General features: G+C 60.4%; 21 protein-coding genes. 7 read left to right on the forward strand and 14 right to left on the reverse strand.

Going from position 1 to position 19,877, the window contains the following annotated elements; all coding sequences use genetic code 11:
- Positions 1-5: 5 nt before the first annotated feature.
- Positions 6-2,138: a type I secretion system permease/ATPase gene (locus X743_RS145645; protein WP_023767789.1), complete on the reverse strand. Its 2,133-nt coding sequence runs from the start codon at positions 2,136-2,138 to the stop codon at positions 6-8.
- Positions 2,139-2,180: 42 nt separating this feature from the next.
- Positions 2,181-3,629 carry a TolC family protein gene (locus tag X743_RS145640; protein ID WP_023767790.1) on the reverse strand — a complete coding sequence of 483 codons (1,449 nt, stop codon included), beginning with the start codon at positions 3,627-3,629 and terminating at the stop codon, positions 2,181-2,183.
- A 325-nt stretch (positions 3,630-3,954) separates the two neighbouring features.
- On the opposite strand from X743_RS145640, the gene X743_RS145635 reads away from it, so the two are divergent.
- Positions 3,955-4,491, forward strand: coding sequence for a hypothetical protein (locus tag X743_RS145635; protein WP_031258210.1), 537 nt, complete (start codon positions 3,955-3,957; stop codon positions 4,489-4,491).
- A 26-nt stretch (positions 4,492-4,517) separates the two neighbouring features.
- Here X743_RS145635 and X743_RS145630 read toward each other — a convergent pair whose 3' ends face one another.
- From X743_RS145630 to X743_RS145580, 11 genes are all read right to left on the reverse strand, one after another.
- Positions 4,518-5,099, reverse strand: a complete 582-nt coding sequence (locus tag X743_RS145630) for a hypothetical protein (protein ID WP_023767792.1) — start codon at positions 5,097-5,099, stop codon at positions 4,518-4,520.
- Entirely contained in the window at positions 5,096-5,674 is a 579-nt protein-coding gene (locus tag X743_RS145625; protein ID WP_023767793.1) for a L,D-transpeptidase, read from the reverse strand. Before X743_RS145625 ends, X743_RS145630 begins: the two co-directional genes overlap by 4 nt.
- A complete protein-coding gene (locus X743_RS145620) occupies positions 5,658-6,821 on the reverse strand; it encodes an AAA family ATPase (protein ID WP_023767794.1) in 1,164 nt (387 codons plus the stop codon). Before X743_RS145620 ends, X743_RS145625 begins: the two co-directional genes overlap by 17 nt.
- Positions 6,818-7,453 (reverse strand): TadE/TadG family type IV pilus assembly protein, encoded by a 636-nt coding sequence (locus tag X743_RS145615; protein WP_023767795.1) that lies wholly within the window; start codon positions 7,451-7,453, stop codon positions 6,818-6,820. The genes X743_RS145620 and X743_RS145615 overlap by 4 nt, the downstream gene beginning before the upstream one ends.
- Positions 7,447-7,941 (reverse strand): TadE/TadG family type IV pilus assembly protein, encoded by a 495-nt coding sequence (locus tag X743_RS145610; RefSeq protein ID WP_023767796.1) that lies wholly within the window; start codon positions 7,939-7,941, stop codon positions 7,447-7,449. The genes X743_RS145615 and X743_RS145610 overlap by 7 nt, the downstream gene beginning before the upstream one ends.
- A gap of 4 nt (positions 7,942-7,945) precedes the next feature.
- Positions 7,946-9,460: a pilus assembly protein TadG-related protein gene (locus X743_RS145605; RefSeq protein WP_084555601.1), complete on the reverse strand. Its 1,515-nt coding sequence runs from the start codon at positions 9,458-9,460 to the stop codon at positions 7,946-7,948.
- 71 nt (positions 9,461-9,531) lie between these two features.
- Positions 9,532-9,804, reverse strand: coding sequence for a hypothetical protein (locus tag X743_RS145600; protein ID WP_023767798.1), 273 nt, complete (start codon positions 9,802-9,804; stop codon positions 9,532-9,534).
- A gap of 4 nt (positions 9,805-9,808) precedes the next feature.
- The gene (locus X743_RS145595) at positions 9,809-11,254 is read right to left on the reverse strand and encodes a type II and III secretion system protein family protein (RefSeq protein ID WP_031258212.1); all 1,446 of its coding nucleotides are present in this window, start codon (positions 11,252-11,254) and stop codon (positions 9,809-9,811) included.
- A gap of 55 nt (positions 11,255-11,309) precedes the next feature.
- The gene (gene cpaB, locus X743_RS145590) at positions 11,310-12,350 is read right to left on the reverse strand and encodes a Flp pilus assembly protein CpaB (RefSeq protein ID WP_031258213.1); all 1,041 of its coding nucleotides are present in this window, start codon (positions 12,348-12,350) and stop codon (positions 11,310-11,312) included.
- Positions 12,351-12,444: 94 nt separating this feature from the next.
- Positions 12,445-12,645, reverse strand: coding sequence for a Flp family type IVb pilin (locus X743_RS145585; RefSeq protein WP_023767801.1), 201 nt, complete (start codon positions 12,643-12,645; stop codon positions 12,445-12,447).
- A gap of 31 nt (positions 12,646-12,676) precedes the next feature.
- Positions 12,677-12,892: a Flp family type IVb pilin gene (locus X743_RS145580; protein WP_023767802.1), complete on the reverse strand. Its 216-nt coding sequence runs from the start codon at positions 12,890-12,892 to the stop codon at positions 12,677-12,679.
- A 542-nt stretch (positions 12,893-13,434) separates the two neighbouring features.
- On the opposite strand from X743_RS145580, the gene X743_RS145575 reads away from it, so the two are divergent.
- From X743_RS145575 to X743_RS145555, 6 genes are all read left to right on the forward strand, one after another.
- Positions 13,435-14,823 carry a CpaF family protein gene (locus X743_RS145575; protein ID WP_023767803.1) on the forward strand — a complete coding sequence of 463 codons (1,389 nt, stop codon included), beginning with the start codon at positions 13,435-13,437 and terminating at the stop codon, positions 14,821-14,823.
- Positions 14,823-15,794, forward strand: coding sequence for a type II secretion system F family protein (locus X743_RS145570; RefSeq protein ID WP_023767804.1), 972 nt, complete (start codon positions 14,823-14,825; stop codon positions 15,792-15,794). The genes X743_RS145575 and X743_RS145570 overlap by 1 nt, the downstream gene beginning before the upstream one ends.
- A gap of 619 nt (positions 15,795-16,413) precedes the next feature.
- Positions 16,414-16,839: a type II secretion system F family protein gene (locus X743_RS1000000173580; protein WP_245264296.1), complete on the forward strand. Its 426-nt coding sequence runs from the start codon at positions 16,414-16,416 to the stop codon at positions 16,837-16,839.
- A 65-nt stretch (positions 16,840-16,904) separates the two neighbouring features.
- Positions 16,905-17,453, forward strand: a complete 549-nt coding sequence (locus X743_RS145565) for a tetratricopeptide repeat protein (protein WP_023767807.1) — start codon at positions 16,905-16,907, stop codon at positions 17,451-17,453.
- A gap of 7 nt (positions 17,454-17,460) precedes the next feature.
- Positions 17,461-18,000: a prepilin peptidase gene (locus tag X743_RS145560; protein WP_023767808.1), complete on the forward strand. Its 540-nt coding sequence runs from the start codon at positions 17,461-17,463 to the stop codon at positions 17,998-18,000.
- 103 nt (positions 18,001-18,103) lie between these two features.
- The gene (locus X743_RS145555; protein ID WP_023767809.1) at positions 18,104-19,099 is read left to right on the forward strand and encodes an acyltransferase; all 996 of its coding nucleotides are present in this window, start codon (positions 18,104-18,106) and stop codon (positions 19,097-19,099) included.
- A 550-nt stretch (positions 19,100-19,649) separates the two neighbouring features.
- On the opposite strand, the gene X743_RS145550 is transcribed toward X743_RS145555, so the two are convergent.
- Entirely contained in the window at positions 19,650-19,850 is a 201-nt protein-coding gene (locus X743_RS145550; protein ID WP_023767810.1) for a KTSC domain-containing protein, read from the reverse strand.
- Positions 19,851-19,877: the final 27 nt, after the last annotated feature.

The following is a 19,877-nucleotide window of genomic DNA, read 5'->3' on the forward strand; positions in this document are numbered from 1 at the left end:
TTGTCTCAAACATTTGTTTTCTGCAGCGCCTGTATGACTTGTTCTTTCGGTCCGTCGGCGACGATCTTGCCCTGCTCGATCACGATCAGCCTGTCGGCCAACTCGAGCATGCTGAAGCGGTGGGTGGAGACGATCAGCGTGGTGCCGCGGTCAAAGGCCATCTTGAGCTGCTTTATCAGCTGACGTTCCGACGCCAGGTCCATCGAGCCGGATGGCTCATCCAGGAAAACGATTTTCGGCTTGGTCAGCAGCAGCCGGGCAATCGCCACCGTCTGCCTCTGCCCGCCGGAAAGATTGGTGCCACGCTCGCCGACGTTCATGTCGTAGCCACGCGGATGGCGGGAGACGAACTCGTCGACACCGGCAGCCCTGGCCGCGTCGATGATCTGCTCATCGGTCGCTTCCGGGCAGGCCATCAGCAGATTTTCCTTGATCGTGCCCGAGAACAGATCGCCAGCCTGCGCAACGATGCCGACCGCGGCGCGAACCTCCGACGGGTGATATTGGCGGATGTCGATCCCGTCCAGCAGCAACTCGCCGGAGGTCGGCAGGAAGAGCCTGCCGATCAGCCGGCCCATGGTCGTCTTGCCGGATCCTATCCGCCCGATTATGCCGATCCGCTCGCCGGGCTTGACGGTGAAATTCAGGCCGGACAGAACCTCGTTTTCGGAACCGGGATAGACGAATCCGACGTTCTTGAATGCCATCGCGCCATTGCGGATCGGGCGGTTTACGAAGCCCACCGTGTCCGGCCGGTCTTCCGGTTGGGCCATGATCGAGTTGACCATCCGCAACGAGAGCATGGCCTGGCGAAACCGCGACAGTGTTATGGCGATCTGGCCGAGGGGGGCCACGGCCCGGCCCGCCAGCATCACCGTCCCGATGATCGCCCCTGTCGAGACGTGCCCCTCCGAAAAGGCATAGGCGCCAGCCACCACCAGGGCGACGGTGACCAGTTGCTGTATCGCCTGGGTGATGTTGCCGGCTGCCGCCGAAAGCTGCTTGATCTTCTCGGACGTGTTGGCGGCGTTCTTCGAGTGCTCGCCCCATTTGCGCAGGAGATAGGCTTCGGCGCGCAGGGATTTGATCGTTTCCAGCGTGGAGATCGACTCCACCAGCAGGGACTGGCGCTGCGAAGCCTCGTTCATCGAGGCCGCGACCCGCTTGCCGATGCGCCGCTGCGTGACCAGGCCAACGGCGACCGACGCCAGGAAGGCCACGGCCGGAATGATGACCAGCCAGCCGCCGATCGCATAGATGACCAGCAGGAAGACGAACACGAAAGCGGTGTCGATGAAGACGCTGATGGTATTCGAGGTGAAGAACTCTCTCACGAACTCATATTGCGTTATCCGGTTTGCGTACTCGCCGGTCGAACCGGGTCGCGCCGAGAGCGACGAGTTGAGCACTTTTTCGAACAGCATATACGAAATCCGAAGATCGGCTTTGCGCCCGGCATAGTCGATGAGCGACGCCCTGGCGGTCTTCAGAAGCAGGTCGAACACGATGACGGCGCCGATGCCGATGGCCAAGACCCAGAGCGTCGATATCGCCTTGTTCGGGAGGATCCTGTCATACACGTTCATGGTGAAGATCGGCGAGGCGATGGCGAGCAGATTGATGAACATCGCCGACAGCACGACTTTCGAATATGTGCGCCAGAAGCCGCCCATCGTCCCGGTCAGCCAATGTCGCCGCTCGATCTTCGGCGCCGAGCCGACGCTCATCGCCTCCGTAGCGTTGGCGTAGGTGATCGAGAAGGACACACCGCCGCTGATATAGCTGGCGGCGAGTTCCGATCGGCTGATCGCGGTGCGCCCGTCTTCCTGGGGGGCGGTGAAATAGTCGCCGCCTTCCTCCTCGGCGAGCAGGGCAACAGGCAACTGGCTGACGCGAAAGACAATCGCGGGAAGATCGATCCGCCCGCGCAGGAAATCGCGATGGCCGAACGAACGCGCTTCCAGACCTATGCGTTCGGCAAGGTTGCGGATCTCGTCGACCTCGACGCGGGTATCCGACAGCGGCACGCCGGCGAACAGCACGGTCTCGGCGCTCGGTCGGCCGAGATACGCGGCAACGGCCGAAAAGCAGGCCTTGAAAGCCTCCTTCGGCGACAGGATATGGGGTTGCTGGTTCACGATCTGCCCGCGAGGACTGTCGGTCGCGCCTTATGTCGCTGCTTACTTCTTCCTGACCGGCGCCAGAATGTCGAAGGGCAGGTCATTCTTCTGTTCCGAAGGCGTGCGCGCATAGGTTTCGGTGTCAGCCGTTTCCGGTGCGGCGAACTCGGTCCGTGCGTAGGCGTTGGCCTGCTTTGCCGGCTGGATATCCATCGTCTTCAGCAATTCCCCGGTCGCAGCCAGAAGCCGGTACTGGGCAAAGAGTGACGCATAGGATGCGGTGTCCGCCAGCGTCGCGGTGTTGAACCGCGTATTCTGCGCATCAAGCACGTCTAGCAACGAGCGTTGCCCGACCTTGAACTGTTCGCGATAGGACGCGACCAGCTTTTCGTTGGAGGCGGCCTGAAGCTTCAGGGTCTTTGCCAGGTCGGCCTGCCGGAAGCGGCGATCCCATGAGGTGCGAACGGCTTCTTCGATCTCGCGCAGAACCTGATGCATGGCGAGCCGCTGTTCGCTGGTGCGGCGGATCTGCTCCTGTTCATTGGCCTTGTCGATGCCGCCGCGATAGAGGTTCCAGCGCAACACCAGGCGCGCCTGCAGGTCGGATGTGTCGCCATTGTCGCCGTCGATATCGTATCCCGCCCGGGCCGTGCCCTCGGCGACGATCGAGGGACCGTACTTCGCTCGGGCCGCGTCCACCAGCGAGGCCGCCGCGGCGATATCGCTGTTGGCCATATGGACGCGCGGGTTGTTTTCTCGTGCCAGGCCCAGCGCATCGTCCAGCGACCTCGGCAGCGCTGCCGAAACGTCGCCCGGCCGCGACGCATTGGTCAGCGGTTTCCCGACGGTCTTGAAAAACCGTATCTTCGAAGCCTCCAGTTCCTCCGAGGCTTCCTGCATGCGGGCCTTGGCCGCGAACAGCCGCTCCTCGGCCTGTTGCCGGTCGGCTTCGTTCAGCCCGCCGCCCGCGATGCCTTCCTGGATGTCGTGGAGGATAGCCTGATGGAAGCCCAGGTTCTTCTTCGCCTCTGAAACGATCGACGCCTGCAGCATGTATTCGAGGTAGTCCTGGACCACCGAGAGCCCGATAAATTCGGACCGCTCCAGCACGCGGAACGACGCGCCATCGACCCGCGATGCCTGACGATTGAGCTCGGCCCGCCTTGCACCGCTGTCATAGACGGTCTGTGAAACCGTCAGATCGGCTTCTGCCGGGTAGAGGTTGTCATCATCGAGGGAAAGCGCGCGACGCGACGAGTTGTCGAGACGGCGAGCCCCTCCGGATGCTTCCACGTCGACGCTGGGAAGATAGAGCCCTTTTGCCTGGCGCAATTCGAATTCGATCGCCTCGCGATTCTCTATGGCCTGGCCGATCTCGGGATTGGACTCGACGGCAACCGCCACGGCCTCCTTGAGCGTGAGGGCATTTGCACCCCCGCAAGACAGCATCGTGGCCGCCATCAAAAGACCCAAGCGCTTGCCCATGGCCGAAATGCGTGTTTTTTTCATTTAGCCCGCCCCAACTTTTCCCCAACGCCCTTTTCCGGGGCGCCACAACCAAACCTGGGCCCAAGCAAGGCCGGCCGTCGGTGGATCATCTACCAGATTACACGAAATATGTGGGTAATTATTATTTTAGGAAACGCTAAAAGTATTTTCCGGCCAGAACGTCCGCGTGATGTAGCAAAAATGGCACATAAAACCGACGTGTACGGTTAGGGAAATGTGAAGGCCGCTGCTGATGCGCCGGCCAATCTTCCTAATGGGCAATCCCGGCCGTTAAGGGTTGCGCAAGTTCTGCCGTCTATCATCGATTGCTAATGTGGAGGGCGACATGAAACGCAAGCCGATTCTGCTCTTTCTCTTTCCCGCTCTTGTCCTTGCCATCCTGGCGGGAGCGCGTATCGCGACATTCTTGCTGGGCGCCTATCCGGCGAGCCCCACAATGTGGTGGATCTGGCTTGAACTGCGGCCGTTGTCGACGATGTTCTGGCAGCAGGTCGACTTCTATCTGGACAGCTCGATGGTTCTCGATTTCACGATCCTGGCCGCCGCCTTGATCGTCAGCTGGCTTGCCTGCCACGCCCGCAAGCGGGCTCCATTCTTTCTGGCCAACCATCTGGCGCTGCTTTTCGTGGGGCTGATGATAGCCGCCAGCAGCCAATCTCAGACGGCGAGCACCATTGCCGCCTTTACGGCGCCCAGCGGGCTCCAATTCTCGCTGATGGTCGATTTCTCCTGGCAGAACAGCATGGTCCTGCTTCTGGGCACGGCCGCGTGTGTTTACTGTCACGTTGCCTTCCTCACCGAAGCGAAACAACGCGCGGAGTTGCGGGCAATGCAGCTCGTAACCCTGCAGCGGGATCTCTAAGACGCCGTCAATACCGGCACCCGCGGTCAATTGACCTTGCGGTAATAGACCTTGCCGTCCGGCTGCTCTATGCGCTGGTAGTTGGAGTTGGGGGGAGGCGGCGCCGAAGCGATCCTCTTCTTGGGCGGTCGCGGCGCCTCGATGACACTGGCCTCGCCAGCGGTTTCGCTGTCGAGCGCCTCGGGCGCTTCCGCCACCGTGCTGGTGGTAACCTCGGATTGTTCCGCCATGTTCGGCGGACTGTTGCCGGCGACGGCGGGCGGGGTCTGCTCCAGCCTGGCAAGGCTGCCATTGATTTCGTTGAAGTTGCCCTGCAGCTGGCTGTCCAGTTTTTCGAACCGGCTCTGGAAGCCGTTGTTGACCGTATCGAGCCGCGCCGCGATCCGTTGCTCGAATGCTCCGAGTTGCTCCAGCCGCGCCTCGACGGAGCGCAGGTCGTTGATGCCCCGATAGAGGTAGATGGCAGCCGCCATGTTGACCAAGGTGACCAGCAAGGCGCCGGCGGCGACGATGCCAATCGCTTTTGTGTTGCCGGATCTGTCGACGGCGACCTGTTCGCGTTTGCCAACATCGATCGCCGGCATGCCCGGCTCGCTGATCGTCGTCATTGAACCACCACCTTGGCGCCGATCGCGACGCGCTTGAAAAGGTCGATCACATCGGTGTTGGTGAGGCGGAAGCAGCCCGATGTTCCGTCGAAGCCGACCCCTGACGGGTCATTGGTGCCGTGGATTCGGTAGAGCGTGTCGTGCCCGTCCCGAGACAAATAGAGCGCCCTGGCGCCAAGCGGATTGTAGGGGCCGGCCGGCACCATTTCCGGCAGCTCCGGTTGGCGGGCACGCATTTCCTTGGGCGGGCGCCATTGCGGCCATTCGGTCTTGGCTCCGACCATGACGACCCCCGTCCAGCCAAAACCATCGCGCCCGACGCTGATCTTGTAGCGAAGTGCCTGGCCCTGGCGCGTCACCAGGTAAAGCGCCTTCTCGTCCTTGCGGATGATGATCGTTCCAGGCTGTTCGGCGGTTTCGAAGGCGACCGTCTTGCGCAGGCTTGGGCCCATGGCCGGCAGTGGCGGAGCGCCCGCGGACCCGGCATGGGCGCCGGCTGGCATCACAAGCGCCAGGCCCGCGATGCAGGCGGCCGCCAGCCCCGAGGCGATCCGATGCCTATCGGGCAGCGTCATCGAGCCGCTCTTTGAACATCGTCTTCAGATCCTTGTTGAAGCGCGCGCGCCCATCCACTTCCGAAGGCAGGATCGCCCGGTTCAGGGCATCGGCGAGAAGCGCGTTGTCGAGTGCCAGCGACTTGATGTGCGGCGCCTTGAATATCTTCTCCAGCTCGCTGCGCGAGAAGTGGTTCCCGAACCATTTGCGCTTGTGCTTGTTGGCGACGAGCGTGATGTTGACCGCGTTGCCGCGCAGTTCGCGGATCTTGCTGTAGAGCCGCTTGCCTTGCCGCAGCGACGCGACGTTGAGCTCGAACACGATGAAGATCTCGTCGCTCGTCGAAAGCACGGAATTGTGCCAGGGCGTATCGAGATTGGGCAGGTCGATGACGATGTCGTCGAAGCGGTAGGCGACGAGGTCCAGAAGCCGGAACACGAAATCGCTGCCACGCGGCTCGAAGGGCAGTTGCGGCCGCTCGAACGCATAGAGGGTGAGGCCGGACGGGCGCGAAAGCTTGATCACGTCCATCAGCTCGACATCGAGCCGTTCGGGCTGGCCGATGATGCCCGTCAGGTCGAACTGGTTGAACTGGTTGATATAGGCGCCGCAATTGGCGCTCTGGAAATCGAGATCGACCAGGCAGGTCGAGGCCGCGCGCTCGGCCGATTTCGAGGCCAGGAATTCGGCCGCCGACAGCGCGAGCGTCGTGGCGCCGGCGCCGCCGCTGGCGCTGATGAAGGTGATGATGCGGCTTTTCGTTCCCTGGTTGCCGGTGTCGTGGAAGGTCACCGCGTTGAGCAGCTCCTTGCCGTCGAGCGGCTTGTGCAGCCAGTCCGAGGCGTTCATGCGCACCAGCACGCGCGTCTGCTCCGACGTCAGCTCGTCGGAGACCGCGATCAGCGGCACGGACGCCCACAGCGCGCGCGCCTCGACGATGCCGGGCCTGCCGAGCAGCCCGCCGCTGCCGAGATCGAGGATGACGATGCCCGGGCGCGCATCGGCAGGCGGGCCCTTGAGAAAATCGTCCGTCTCGGAAACCCTGACGTCATAGATGGCCAGCGCATCGAGCCGCGTCGCCACCTCGCGCTTGAAATTCGGATCCGACGAGAACAGTGCCACCTGCTTTCGCTTGGTCGGTGTAACCTTGGTGTTCATCGCATTCATGGGAAGGTGCTCTTCATGTCTTCGCCCGTAGCCGTGCTCAGCATGGAGGGCATGGTGATGGTTCCAAGGCCGAGAAACCCGGCCAGAAAGAAGAACTGGAAGGGATGTTTTTCAATGCTGACGGTGATCGTTGGTACCGGCCCATTGGGGCGCGTCCAGTAGCCCAGGCCGGAAGCCTGATACTGAATCTGGACCTCGGATTTCAGGAGGGTCGGCAGGAATGTCAGCATCCCCGGCCGGCTGCTGCTGCCGCTGAAGATGAAGTCGAAAGCGGCCTGGCTCACATTGAGGTTTTTGCATGTGGCGCCTGTTCCACAGGTGCAAGACACAGCTCCTGCAGCATTGGCCGTACAGATGTAGTTGTAAATGTTGGCCGGAACAGCCTTTCCCACATCCAGTGGGTTGCTGGGGCTTTGTGCCTCGAGCAGAAGTCCGCTGGCGATCGGAGCGGAAATCTGCGCCAGCCTGGCGCCCGCCTGCACCGCTTTGTTGCCGGCATTCCACTGGTAGAAGGCGTAGCCAAAGTCGACGAAACCAAGCAGCAGGGTCAGCAGCATTGGCATTGCAATGGCCGCCTCCACCATTGTCGCGCCGGATTGGTTTCTCCAGAACGTGCCGCGCGGCATCACCATCCCAAGACACGCTCCTGATGGAAAACATTGAGCGTAAGGTTGGCAAAGCCAAGATAGGACCAGAGGCCTAGAGTAGGATATGGATATGCCGTGCTGACCTGCACCACAATGACCGTGCCGGTGCTGCTGAGATAGAGCTCGGTGCCGGTCGAATCGATCGCTTGGAGCGATTGCACTGGCGTGATGGTGACTTGACCCACGGTCCATCCGGTAACCCTCTGGCTGCCGTTCGTGACGGCCCCGTTTACCGCGAGGTTTTTTGCCAACGTTGAACAAGTATTCCAGTCACTGCTGCAGCGCGCCATATAGCGAGCGGCATCCTCGACGCCAGCTGCGAGAAGCAGACGCGTGTTGAAGATGTTCGAGAACTCGAAGACACCGGCCGACAGCAGCAGCACGAATGGTGTGACGATCGCTATCTCGACCAAGGCGGCGCCTTGTTCGTCATGGTGGAACCGCTGGAGGAACTGCCTTATCTTGATGAACATGGCACTACCGGTACAATTGCGCTTCGTTGCGAAACGCCTTGTCGACAAGCGTGTTGTTGGCAAATGCGCCATCGACGTCGACGATCTCCAGACTAATCGGTTTCTCGCCTGCGGAAGGGTCGTCTGGATCCTTGGTGTTGTCCTGCTTCTGAACCGGCGTGTTGATGAACACGCTGACATAGCCGTCCGGCTTGATCGAGACGTGACCGTTTAGCTTGTCCTCGTTGGCGAGGCAGTTGACGATTGCCATGTTGAGCAGCCGGCGATCGGGGTCGAGTGTCGGAGTAGGGCCCTTGTAGCAGGATGGATCGCCGCTTTCCTTGGTCGGATTCAGCGACTTGTCACCGACAAGGCTTTTGGCGATCTCGTACTTGTAGACGTCATATCTTGATGCGGGAGCGCTCGTGGAGCCGGTCGGGTTGGTGGTGCTGGGGACGTTCGGATACGTCGTGCCATGGTTGACTTGCCAGTAACTCGTCCAGAAGCTCTGCGCCCCAATCGGGTCGGACATTCCTTTCGCATCGTCATAATTGGAGCCCGGAGGCAAGGGCAGCGCTGTGTTGTCCGTCACAGGGTCGTACTTGCTGCAGCCGGTCTTCTGGCCCTTGCGAACGTTGGTGGCCGGCCTGTAATTGAAGTCCTTGCTGTCGTTGTTCAGCGAACCGCTGTAGAGGTCGAACCGGGTGTTGAGGCCAGTGTTGACCTGGCCAAGGGTGACGCCGGTCTTCGTGGTCAGTGCGTTGCGATTGTAACAGGTTCCTGAGGTGCCGATCGCAAGGGCATCACGCAGCGAACTTAGATTGTTGTCGATCAGGCCGAAATTGCCGGGGCCAGGATTGGAATCGACTTTCAAAATACGGAACTCTCGCCCGTAGGTGTCGCCCGAGGCAAAGGCTTGCTGGATCGTCTTGCTGGTCGAAGAATCCGCTGTTTCGAACGGGTTGCACATGAACAGGGGAACGGTTTCGCAGATTGATTGAACGAACCCCGCCACCGCCTGCGGCTGGATATCCATGGTGTCTTTGCTGCCGACCAGACTTGCCGGAAAGATTGTCGCGAAGGCACCTGCGCCAGCTGCAACGCCGGAAGCGTTGATCGTCACTTCAGCGAATGAAACAGCCTTGGGATCGGTGCTTGCCCAGTTTGTGCCATCGGCATCGACGCCGGCAGCGCTCAATGCGGTTTCGTCGCTGGCGGGGATGCCGGTCAGATAGGTGACGGTCATATCGGCTAAAACCAGCGGATGATCGCCCGATGTCGAAAACAGGGTGTTGTTGGAGACGAGGGTCGTCACGGCCAAGTTGGCCCGGGTGATGGAATCCGATCTGCCGTCCAGTTCCGCCGCGGCGGCAAGCGCCATCGCGTCGATACCCTTCTGCAGATCGTTGTGCAGCCCGTTGAGCCGGCTCATGTCGATGGCCAGCACCGAGAAGCCGATAAGCACGGGCAGCATGATGGCCACGAGGATCATCGCTACGCCGCGTTGATCGTTCCAGAAGGCTCGAATGGTCCCCAACATGACCTTACTCTCTGCTTTCCTGCGCCAAGGCCCCCCGCTTGCCCGGCGCCCCCCGCATCCCTCTGTTCAGCTCACGGCGTCACGCCCGAACCGCCGACATTGACCGTGATCGCCGGCGGTGGTGGCGGTGGCGGCGGAAATTTGTAGTTGTGCGCGACAAGCGCGGCGCGCGTGCCGTCGCCCTCGATATGTGTGTTCCTGGAGTTCGGATTGAGCGGATCCACCGTCTGCAGCATCGAATTGTATTTCTGCGTGTCGCCGGCGGCTAGAGTCACCGAGTCGTAATGGTTGAGATAGTCGGCGGCGCAGCCCGTCAGCAGGCCGGTGCTCAGAATGAGGATCAAGGCGCTATTTCTTGACATAGAGCATCTTGTCCTTCGATTTGAAGTCGAGCATGTGGCCATAGGGGCCGGTGACGCCGTCGCCCGTTTCATATTTGCGGATCATGTCCTTGTTCACCTCGAGCTGACCGAGCACGAAGAATTCGGGATCGTTGGCCGGCCGCGTCTTGTCGAACGGCGTCGCCAGCTGTTCGCCGGGCTTCACCGGCCGCACGATGTGCGGCGTGACGATGACGACCAGCTCGGTCTCTTCCTTCTGGTTGCTCGAATTGCGGAACAGCGTGCCGATCACCGGCACCTGGCCGAGCCACGGCACCTGGTTCTGCAGCTTGGTGGTCTTGCTGGACAGCAGGCCGCCGACCGCGAAGCTTTGGCCGTCGCGCAATTCGACGACGGTATCCAATTTGCGGTTGGTGAAGATCGGGTCGCCGGCGGTGGTGAAGCCGGTCAGGTCGCTCACCTCCGGCGCCAGCTTCATGTGGATCTTGTCGTCGGCGAGCACGACCGGGGTGAACTGGAGATTGACGCCGAACTGCTTGTATTCGATCTGGATCAGCCCATCGGCGGTGACGCTGCGGATCGGGACCTGGCCGCCGGCGTTGAAGCTGGCCGGCTCGCCGGAAAGCGTCGTCAGGTTGGGCTCGGCCAGCGTGCGCACCACGCCCTTGGCCTCAAGGGCTTCGATGATCAGGTCGACCTTGATGTTGCTGTCGATGACGCGCGTGATCAAAGCTGCGAAGGGATTGCTGTTCGAAAGCAGACCGCTGACGAGATCACCCGCTCCGAGTTCCGCTCCGTCCTTGTCCACGGTGGCGACCCCGGTTCCTACCCGGGTCGTGCCCCTGCCGTTCGTGCTTCTGATCGACACTCCAAGATCCCGCCCGGCATTGCGCTTGGCTTCCAGCACGCGCACTTCCAGATTGACCTGCTGGCTGTCATCCACAGTGACGGAATTGATGATGGCGTCGGGGCCATATTGCTGCGCCACCTGCATGATGGCCTCCAGCGTGGCGCCATCCTTGACATGGCCGCCAAGCCTGACCTTGCCGTTGATCGAGCCGATTTCGATGCGCGACCGTGGTGCTACCTGCCGGATCGCCTGCGCCATGTCGCTCACGTCGACGCCAACCTCGATCTGGATGACGCCGAGCGAGCGCTTGTCGGTGGAGAACAGATTGACCGTGGTGGTGCCGGCGCCCTTGCCGATGACATAGAGCGTCCGGTCGGTCATCGGCTGCGCATCGGCGATCTTCTCGTCGCCGACGACGATATCGCCCAGATTGGCATTCACCTGGATGGTCACCGATTGCGACATCGGCAGGAAAACACGATGGACGCTGGGGTTAGACACGTCGATGAAACGGTCGGCCGCGTCGGCCGCCAGGCCCGATAGCAGCAGCGTCGCCCAACAGGACAACGCGGCCACCGCCGTCCTAATCCAAAACCCCTGCATCCCCGTCTCCCCAATCGCTGCCCGCGGCAGCGCCAAACTTACCGCCGCGCCGCTGTTATGGTTGTCGCGGCACGTCATATGTCTCGAGCTTCACACCCCGAAAAACACCAACCGTCACCTGTTTTGGCGGCTCCGGCTGCACGTATTTGACCACTTCCTTGACGACTTCCCGGACTTCCGGAGCCGACACCACGGCCGGAGCCGGCTTCACCTTGCCCAACTCGTCGAGGCGGCTTCCCACCCGCTCCACCGCCTGGGTCAGTCCGGCAATCTTGTCCTCGGCATGCTTGCGCTCGGCCGCGGCCTCCGCTTCGGCCGCGGCCTTCTTGTCGAGCTCGGCTTGCCTTTTGGCAACGTCCTCCGGCGTTTCGCCGGTCAGATCCGACAGCGTCACCCTTTCGGTCGTCTCGCCCTTGCTGGCGGCGGCCTGGCGAAGCGCCAGCGACAATTGGCCGGCGCCCGCCGCCAAAGTCAGCTTCTGCGCATCCTTGGTGCTGGCCTCCAGTGTCACGGATTTCACCACTGTCGGGCTGTCCTTGCTCTCGTCGGCCACCTGGTCGACGGCAAGCACCTTCATGCTTTGCAGCAAGACGTCGACAAAACTCTTGTCCGTGCCGTCGTCGCCGCGCGCCGTGCGCGTCAGGAGTATGTCGACCCGGTCGCCGGGAAAGACAAAGCCGGCGACGCCAAGCACGTCGTTGACCCTGATGGAAACGGCCTTCATGCCTTCGCCGAGCACCGCCGAAAGCGTGGCGCGCTGGCCAGGGCCGGTGATCTTGGTGGCCAGAACAGGCTCGTTGGTGCCGATCGCCTGCAACGCCTGCTTGGTGCCTTCGCCAGCCAGCGCTTCCTTCGTTGTCTTGAAAGCGCCGGCCGGAACCGCGCCCGCCGGCCACGCGACTTCGCGCAGCTTGTCCTCTGTCAGCATGTCGCCGAATTTCAAGGGCTCAGCCGCCACCACGACCGTATCGCGCGGTATGTCATCCGTTCGCGCCATCGCATTGCGCTGGCTGGCCAGCCAGATATTGGCGAGCACCACCGCCAGCACGCCGAACACGCCGGCGAGAACAATCATGATAAGCGTATTAGCGCGCATCTTCCCACCCCACCATCGCCCGCCGGGCGAATCTCAGCCCCTTCAAAGCGCAAGATCCTGGGCCGAAATCGAGCGATTCCGGCCCAGAAGATTTCTAGCAAGTGCTCCCGGCAACACCATTTGTGCCGAGCTTGACGCAAAGGCCGGTGAATTGACTGCCGACCCATCCGCCGATGGCAATAACCGCAACGATCGATGCCGCTGCGATGATGCCGATCAGGATTGAGTATTCCACCATGGCAGCGCCGTTCTCATCGTCGTGAAACTGCCTGGCTAGATCGATAAGCTGCTTCATGCCTATCACTCCAACGAGTTGATTTGCAGCGTCAGCATTTACCGACGCCGGTGCCGGCAGCGTCGAGACCCTTGCCGTTCAGCTTCGTGCAAAGACCGGTGAACTGGCTACCGACCCATCCGCCGATAGCGATGACCGCGACAATCGATGCCGCGGCAATGATGCCGATCAGGATTGAATATTCGACCATAGCAGCGCCGTTTTCGTCGTCGCGGAACTGCCGGGTCATCGTCATGAGCTTCTTCATGTCAATTTCTCCCTTTGGAGGTTTGAACCCGACGAGACAGAGCCAAGGATGTACCCCATACCCAGCATCCCCCGTCATCTCGATCCTAGGTCCCGAGAAATTGCCGAGTCAAACGGGATTAATGGTTCCTTAACTCTCCAATACATGAACTGGCGAGTTCAACGCGGCCCTAAATTTCAGCAAGAGCTTGATTCGGCTAATTTTTCAAGCGCTCTTAACCATTCGTTCACAATTATGCCGCCCAGCTAATTGAGTAATCATTAATTTAGCTAGTTGACATATTCTTTTATATCTAAGGGCTTAAGAACCGATTGCCGGATCGGGTCACCTGCCCGAGGCACGCAGGGGTTGCAGGATACTCGTAGCTAAAGGCGCCACCACAATTTGAGCAATGCAAAGGTGAAAATAAAAACGATTTTTTTCCGCAGCGGTCCTTAACTATGTTGAAAGTATTGACTGCCTGCAGGCGTTCTGGCGCTTGTGCCGCACGTGGTTAATGTTTAGTTTCGCCTAATATGCAGTGAAGGGGAGCATAGGGGATTATGCTGGGGCGGTTTATCAAGGGGGCGAGCGAGCAGCCGGTAGCCACCAAGGCCGACTCGTTGGCGGTTCTGCCTGTCGCGCCGGTCCTTTCGCCGGCTTCCGACATTGAGTCCCATGGCGATAATTTCCTGACACTAAAGGTCGAGCTTCATCGCCATTTGATCGATCGGTTCAATCTGACCGCGCTTGAAAGTGCCTCCAAGGATGAGATCCTGAATGAGATCCTTCCGATCGTTCGAGAGTTTGTCCGGAACCGAAACGTGCCGCTGAACGCGCGTGAGCTTGACCAAATTACCAGCGAAACCGCCGACGAGATGCTGGGTCTCGGGCCGATCGAACCGCTGCTCAAGGACGACACGATCACTGACATAATGATCAACACCCATAAGCGCGTCTTTATCGAGCGACGCGGCATCGTCGAAGAGACGGCCATCCGGTTTCGCGACGAGGCGCATCTGCTGCGGGTCATCAACAAGATCGTCTCGAACATCGGCAGGCGCGTCGATGAGTCCTCGCCGATGGTCGATGCCCGGCTGGATGACGGCTCACGCGTCAACATCGCGGTGCGACCGATTTCGGTCGACGGCCCGCTGGTCTCGATCCGCAAATTCTCCAAGAATCCCTATTCGCTCGAACGTTTGATGGCATTCAATTCAATCCGGCCGCCGATGATCGAACTGCTGCGCATCGCCGTCCAGGCACGCAAGTCGATCCTGGTTTCCGGCGGCACCGGCAGCGGCAAGACGACGTTGCTCAATGCGCTGTCGAGCTACATCCCCTCGAGAGAGCGGCTGATCACCATTGAGGACGCGGCGGAACTGCAGCTGCAGCAGCCGCATGTCGGTCGGCTGGAGACGCGCCCGCCCAATGTCGAGGGCAAGGGCGAGGTCCGCCAACGCGAGCTGCTGAAGAACGCGCTGCGCATGCGGCCCGACCGCATCATCGTCGGCGAGGTGCGCGGCGAGGAAGCCTTCGACATGCTGCAGGCGATGAACACCGGCCATGAAGGCTCGATGACCACCATCCATGCCAACACGCCGCGCGACGCGATCTCGCGGCTGGAGCAGATGGTCGGCATGGCCGGCATGCCGATGACCCACGAGTCCATCCGGGCGCAGATCGCTTCGGCCATCGACATCATCGTGCAGACCCAGCGCCTGTCGGACGGCGGCAGGCGCGTGACGTCCATTTCCGAACTGACCGGCATGGAAGGCAACATCGTACAACTGCAGGAGATCTACAGCTTCGTGCGGCGTGAGGTGACCTCGGACGGCAAGGTCATCGGGGAGTTCCGCGCCACCGGCGTTCGTCCGCGTTTTGCGCCGGAGGCAGCGACGCTCGGGCATCATTTTGCCAAGGATGCCTTCAACCCGCAGGTTGCTCTCTGATGCCGACCGGCCAGGCATTGCTGTATTTTATCTATATGCTGGCGGCGGCTTCGGTCATTCTCGCCGGCGAGGCTCTGTATCTTTCCTTTGCCGGGCGCCGATCCCGAATTGGGGTGATCAACCACCGGCTGCGGCGGCTGGCGGACGAAGCGCCGGCGGAACAGACCCTGCAGGGATTGCTGCGCGAACGTGGACTGACGGAATCAGGCGATTTTCTATTCGGGATGATCTGGCTGAACAGGCTTTACACCCAGTCCGGCATCACCGGAAACCCAATGGTTTTCGCCGCGACGTTTCTCAGCGCCGGACTGGCGATTGCGTTGCTGATGTCGGTCCTGTTGCATTTCTCCACGTTGGCGTCGCTCATCGCTTTTCTGGTGATCGGAGTTGGGCTGCCGCTTCTCGTTCTTCGCCGCGCCCGCAACAAGCGCATTCTGAAATTTGCAAAACAGCTTCCGGATGCGCTCGACATGATCGTCCGTTCGCTGCGCGCCGGACATCCGGCTTCGGTCGCGGTCGCACTCGTAGCGCGCGAAATGCCTGATCCGCTCGGCACCGAATTCGGCATTGTTTCCGACGAAATCACATTTGGTCTCAGTATCGAGCAAGCCGTGCGGAAGCTGTCGCAACGCGTTGGCTTCGAGGGCCTTCACCTGCTGTCGATCTCGCTGTCGATCCAGGCCAAGACGGGCGGCAATCTTACCGGGATCCTGTCCAATCTTTCCGTGGTGCTGCGCGAAAGACAGAAACTCAGGATGAAGATCAGGGCACTTTCGGGAGAGGGCCGCGTGTCCGCATGGATCATCTCACTGTTTCCCATTGTCATGTTCCTGATTCTTCTGCTGCTTGCCCCGTCCTATTACGGCTCCGTCTGGGGCAATCCGCTGATCTTGCCGGTGTTCACGATTTTCGGGCTGTGGGCGCTATTGGGTGACTTCATCATGTACCGCATGGTCAATTTCGATTTCTGACGGGAGCGAAGCAAAAACTTGTTTTCGATCATCCAGGATCTGAGCTTTTTGATCTCCGCTGCCGTCTTCGTGGCGGCGGTTGCGCTGTTCCTTTTCGGCGCGCTTGTGTTTCTCCCGGCGCTGCAGACGCGGACGCTGGTCGCGCAAAGCCTGAAGACGGAAGGGATTGCCGATCGCCGCTCGCTCGCTGGACAGGAACTGCTCGCGAAGATATCCGCGCAGCGACCGGTCGACGCCTATTTCCGGTCGACGGAGAAGGAACGGGACGAACCAAATGCGCTCGAGGCGAAGCTGTTTCGAGCCGGCTTCTATCAGACCAGCGCTCCGCTCATTTACACCTTGTCACGGCTTGCTGCTGCCTGTGCCGGTTTTCTGGCTGCCTATGCGCTCTTGTCGCGAGTTCTCCCGCCTCAAATGCCCGGTTTCATAGGCTTTGCCGGTTCTGCTCTTTTCGGGCTCGCATGCATCGTGGTGCCCAGCATTCTGCTTGATCGCTTTGAGAGTGCGCAGAAGGAAGTCTATCGCCGCGCCTTTCCTGATTTCATGGATATGATGATCACCTGCGCGGACGCGGGCATGAGCCTGGAAGCAGCGGTGGAGCGTGTCAGCAGCNGATTTCATGGATATGATGATCACCTGCGCGGACGCGGGCATGAGCCTGGAAGCAGCGGTGGAGCGTGTCAGCAGCGAACTGGCTGGCACCCATAAATGGCTCGGCATCCAGCTTTCGATCATGAATCTGCAGCTGCGTGCCGGAAAGCCGCTGCGCGAGGCGCTGCGCGACCTCGCCGACCGAATCGGCCTTGACGAGGCGAGGGCGCTGGCCGTCCTTTTTCGGCAGTCGGAAGAGCTCGGCACCAGCCTGACCGACGCTTTGCGCGTCTACAGCGAAGAGATGCGCAGCCAGAGAATTCTTCATGCGGAAGAACGCGCCAACTCCTTGCCCGTCAAAATGATGATTCCGTTGGGGCTGTGCATCTTCCCGGTGGTGATGATGGTGATCATGTTGCCGGTGATCATTCGCATGAAGGGCATTTTCTTCTGAAACGGGATATGCTTTGATTCTAAAACAGAGTCGCAGGACTCTCGGGGGATAAAATGACAGGGCCAATGCGCCTCTCAGTCGCAGCCGCAGCCAGTCTGTTGATGATGGCGCTTGTTGGCTGCCAGACGAACGGCGCGGACACCACGGGTGGTGTCGTCCGCACCAACGAGCCGTCGAAAGGCGACGTAACGTCGTTTGGCGATGCCTTTGATGGGTTGAAGACGGTCAGCGACGTCGAATATTACGCCTCGGACCAGGCCGTCGCGGAAGCCAAGAACCAGTTTCGCGCCGAAAACTACGGCAACGCCGGCGCCCTGTTCTTCAAGGCGACGCAGCTCGCCCCCAATGACGGCGGCGCCTGGATGGGGCTGGCCGCCTGTACCGACCGGATCCACCGCTTCGATCTTTCCGACAGGGCCTATGGCCGAGCCTTCAAGCTGATGGGTGCGTCGCCCGAATACTATAACAATGTCGGCTATTCCTATCTGCTGCGCGGCAAGCTGCAGGATGCACGCGCAAATTTCCTCAAGGCCTATGAATTGGCACCCAACGATCCTACGGTAGCCAACAATCTGAAGCTGCTGTCATCCAGCGTGCAGAACATAGAACGGTAGGCAACCAATGCTGCTCGCCGTCGCGCTTCTGTTCAAAGCTTTCGCCATTTTGCTCCTTGCAAAAATCGCCTGGACGGATTTCAGCGTGCAGAAGATCACTAACCGCGACGTATTGCTGTTGCTCTGCTTGGGACTTGCCGCGCTGCAACTGCATTCACTGCAGACCGGCTCGTGGCTGGAGATGGGCATCAGTGCGATTGGCGGCTCCATCCTGTTCGTCGCACTCTTTCCATTCTGGCTGTTACGCAAGATTGGGGCTGGCGATGTGAAACTGTTGAGCGTCACCCCTTTTCTCATCGGGGGAAGCAATCTTGCCGTCTTTTCCGTGTTGCTGTTGGTCTTTGCGATCGCCACCGCCGCACTGGTCAAGAATCCCTTTTTGCTGCCAGCAGGACTATTTCGCCATTATGTCGAGCACATGGATCGCAAAGGCGTCGTACCCTTTGGCGTGCCCATATCGGCAGCTGCCATATGCGCAATGGTTACGCAGATATATTCGGCGCTGGTGGTTGCCACCAGTTCGGGAATTCTGAATCAGCTTAACTGAACCTCAGCTCCGAGAGTCGCTATCGACCAGATTCCGGTGGTGATCATCAAGGGAATGGCGCGCGATCGAATACCAAAGGTTCAAACGGATATAGGCAGCGTCCTTGATCTGGTCCTTGCAAGTACTTCGCTTCGTCGCTGCGCTGATGGTCGTCTATGTCCACGCAGCCCAGACTGCCGTTACGGCCACCGGATCCAATGGCCTGTTGCCTCACGATTTTCAGGTTGCCGGCTTCGCGGGCGTAGACATCTTCTTTGTCATATCGGGGGTGATCATTGCCAGGACGGCACCTGGTCTGACCTGGCGATCTTTCGCCTGGAGACGGTTCCGGCGCATTGTTCCGCTTTACCTGCTGATCAGCATCCCCTATGCGATCGTCGCCTACAAAACCGGCTTCGGCTGGCGGGACGCGTTAGCGACGCTCCTGCTGTGGCCTGCCACCGACCAAATGACCGCGCCAGCATTGCCAGCGGCCTGGACGCTGTGCTTCGAAATGCTTTTCTACGCCGCCGCGACCATCGTTCTCATCGACCGGCGACTGCTGGTCGGACTCGTCGGTATTTTCGGCCTCGCGATGATGTTTCGCTCGGCGGGTCCGGTCCCGCAGTTTCTTGGCAACCCGCTGATCATCGAGTTCGGCTTCGGCGTCGGTCTCGCCTACATGCCCAAGTGGAAACCGGCGGTTTGGTGCCTGCCGATCGGCGCCGTGGCGATGATAGCCGCCGGCTTCATCGGGATAGCGCCGGGAGGGGGGACGATGGAGTTTCTCGCCGGCGATAATGGCTTCCAGCGCGTGCTCGTCTACGGCCTCCCGGCGGCGATGATCGTCTTCGGCACGATGCAGATCGACGCGAAACCGAGCGTCTGGACGGCTCTCGGCGATGCCTCCTATATGCTCTATCTGATCCACACTCTGCCGATAACGCTGCTTCTGATGGTGTGGACCGCTTTTCCGATTCCTCCGGACCTTGTCATCGTGATCGGCACAGCCACATCAGTTCTTTTCGCTTGGCGGATGTACATCAGGTTCGAGCTGCCGCTGCGCAAATTCCTGCGCCGGCATGATCCCCACCTGGAAACTGGCTTCCGTCCTGCCTAAAAAGGTCGATGGCTGCTGCCCGCAGGCTCCCAGCAGCAATCCTCGACAAAATCAGCTGTGTTTATTCGCGAATGGCCCTGTATCTTTATATTCGCAAGTGCTAATAAATGAGGGTTCGCGGTACCGACGACCCCCCAGTACCCCCAACCACCGCGATCGTCGAGCGTCGGCGAACCAAGCCCTCCAACCCCGGTTTGCCGACGCTCATTCGGGCTTCGGCGGCAAGAATGTTTGCCATTCCAACGGCAATCGATCGCGTCGGCGGTCGCACTGCCGGCAAAACCCCTGAGGCCTGTCGCGAGACGCGATGAAATGCGATCCGAGGGCCTTCAGGCTCCCGTCAGACGTACCCGCGCCAGGCGTTGCCGTGATGATCAAGGTTGGAAGAAGACTCCTGGTTTTGGGTCTGTTGCTGGCGATAAGCGGCTGCCAGAGCGGTCACCGGGCGGGTCCAAGGCCCCGTCAGCCATGCCGACCGCACATGCATCCCGAGCGGCTTCGGGCAGATGGCGCATTGCTTCAGGGCAATTCCAGGAAAAGCGCGTAGCTGTCATGCCACGCGACGGTAGCTGTAGCGATCCCGGATGAATTCGTTGAAGAAGCGGCCTTTCGAGTAAGCCTTCCTGAAAGCGGCATAGGTCGCCGGGGCAACGTCCAGATAGTCATAGCGATTGCCGCTCGGCACGAACCAGACGGAGAGGGTCCTGGTGGCGGGATCGTATTGTGTGTTCCGGATCGCGGTCGACGGCATATCGGCACCTGCTGCCCAGCCGGATCA

Source organism: Mesorhizobium sp. LNHC232B00 (assembly GCF_000502435.1).
GTDB lineage: Bacteria > Pseudomonadota > Alphaproteobacteria > Rhizobiales > Rhizobiaceae > Mesorhizobium > Mesorhizobium opportunistum.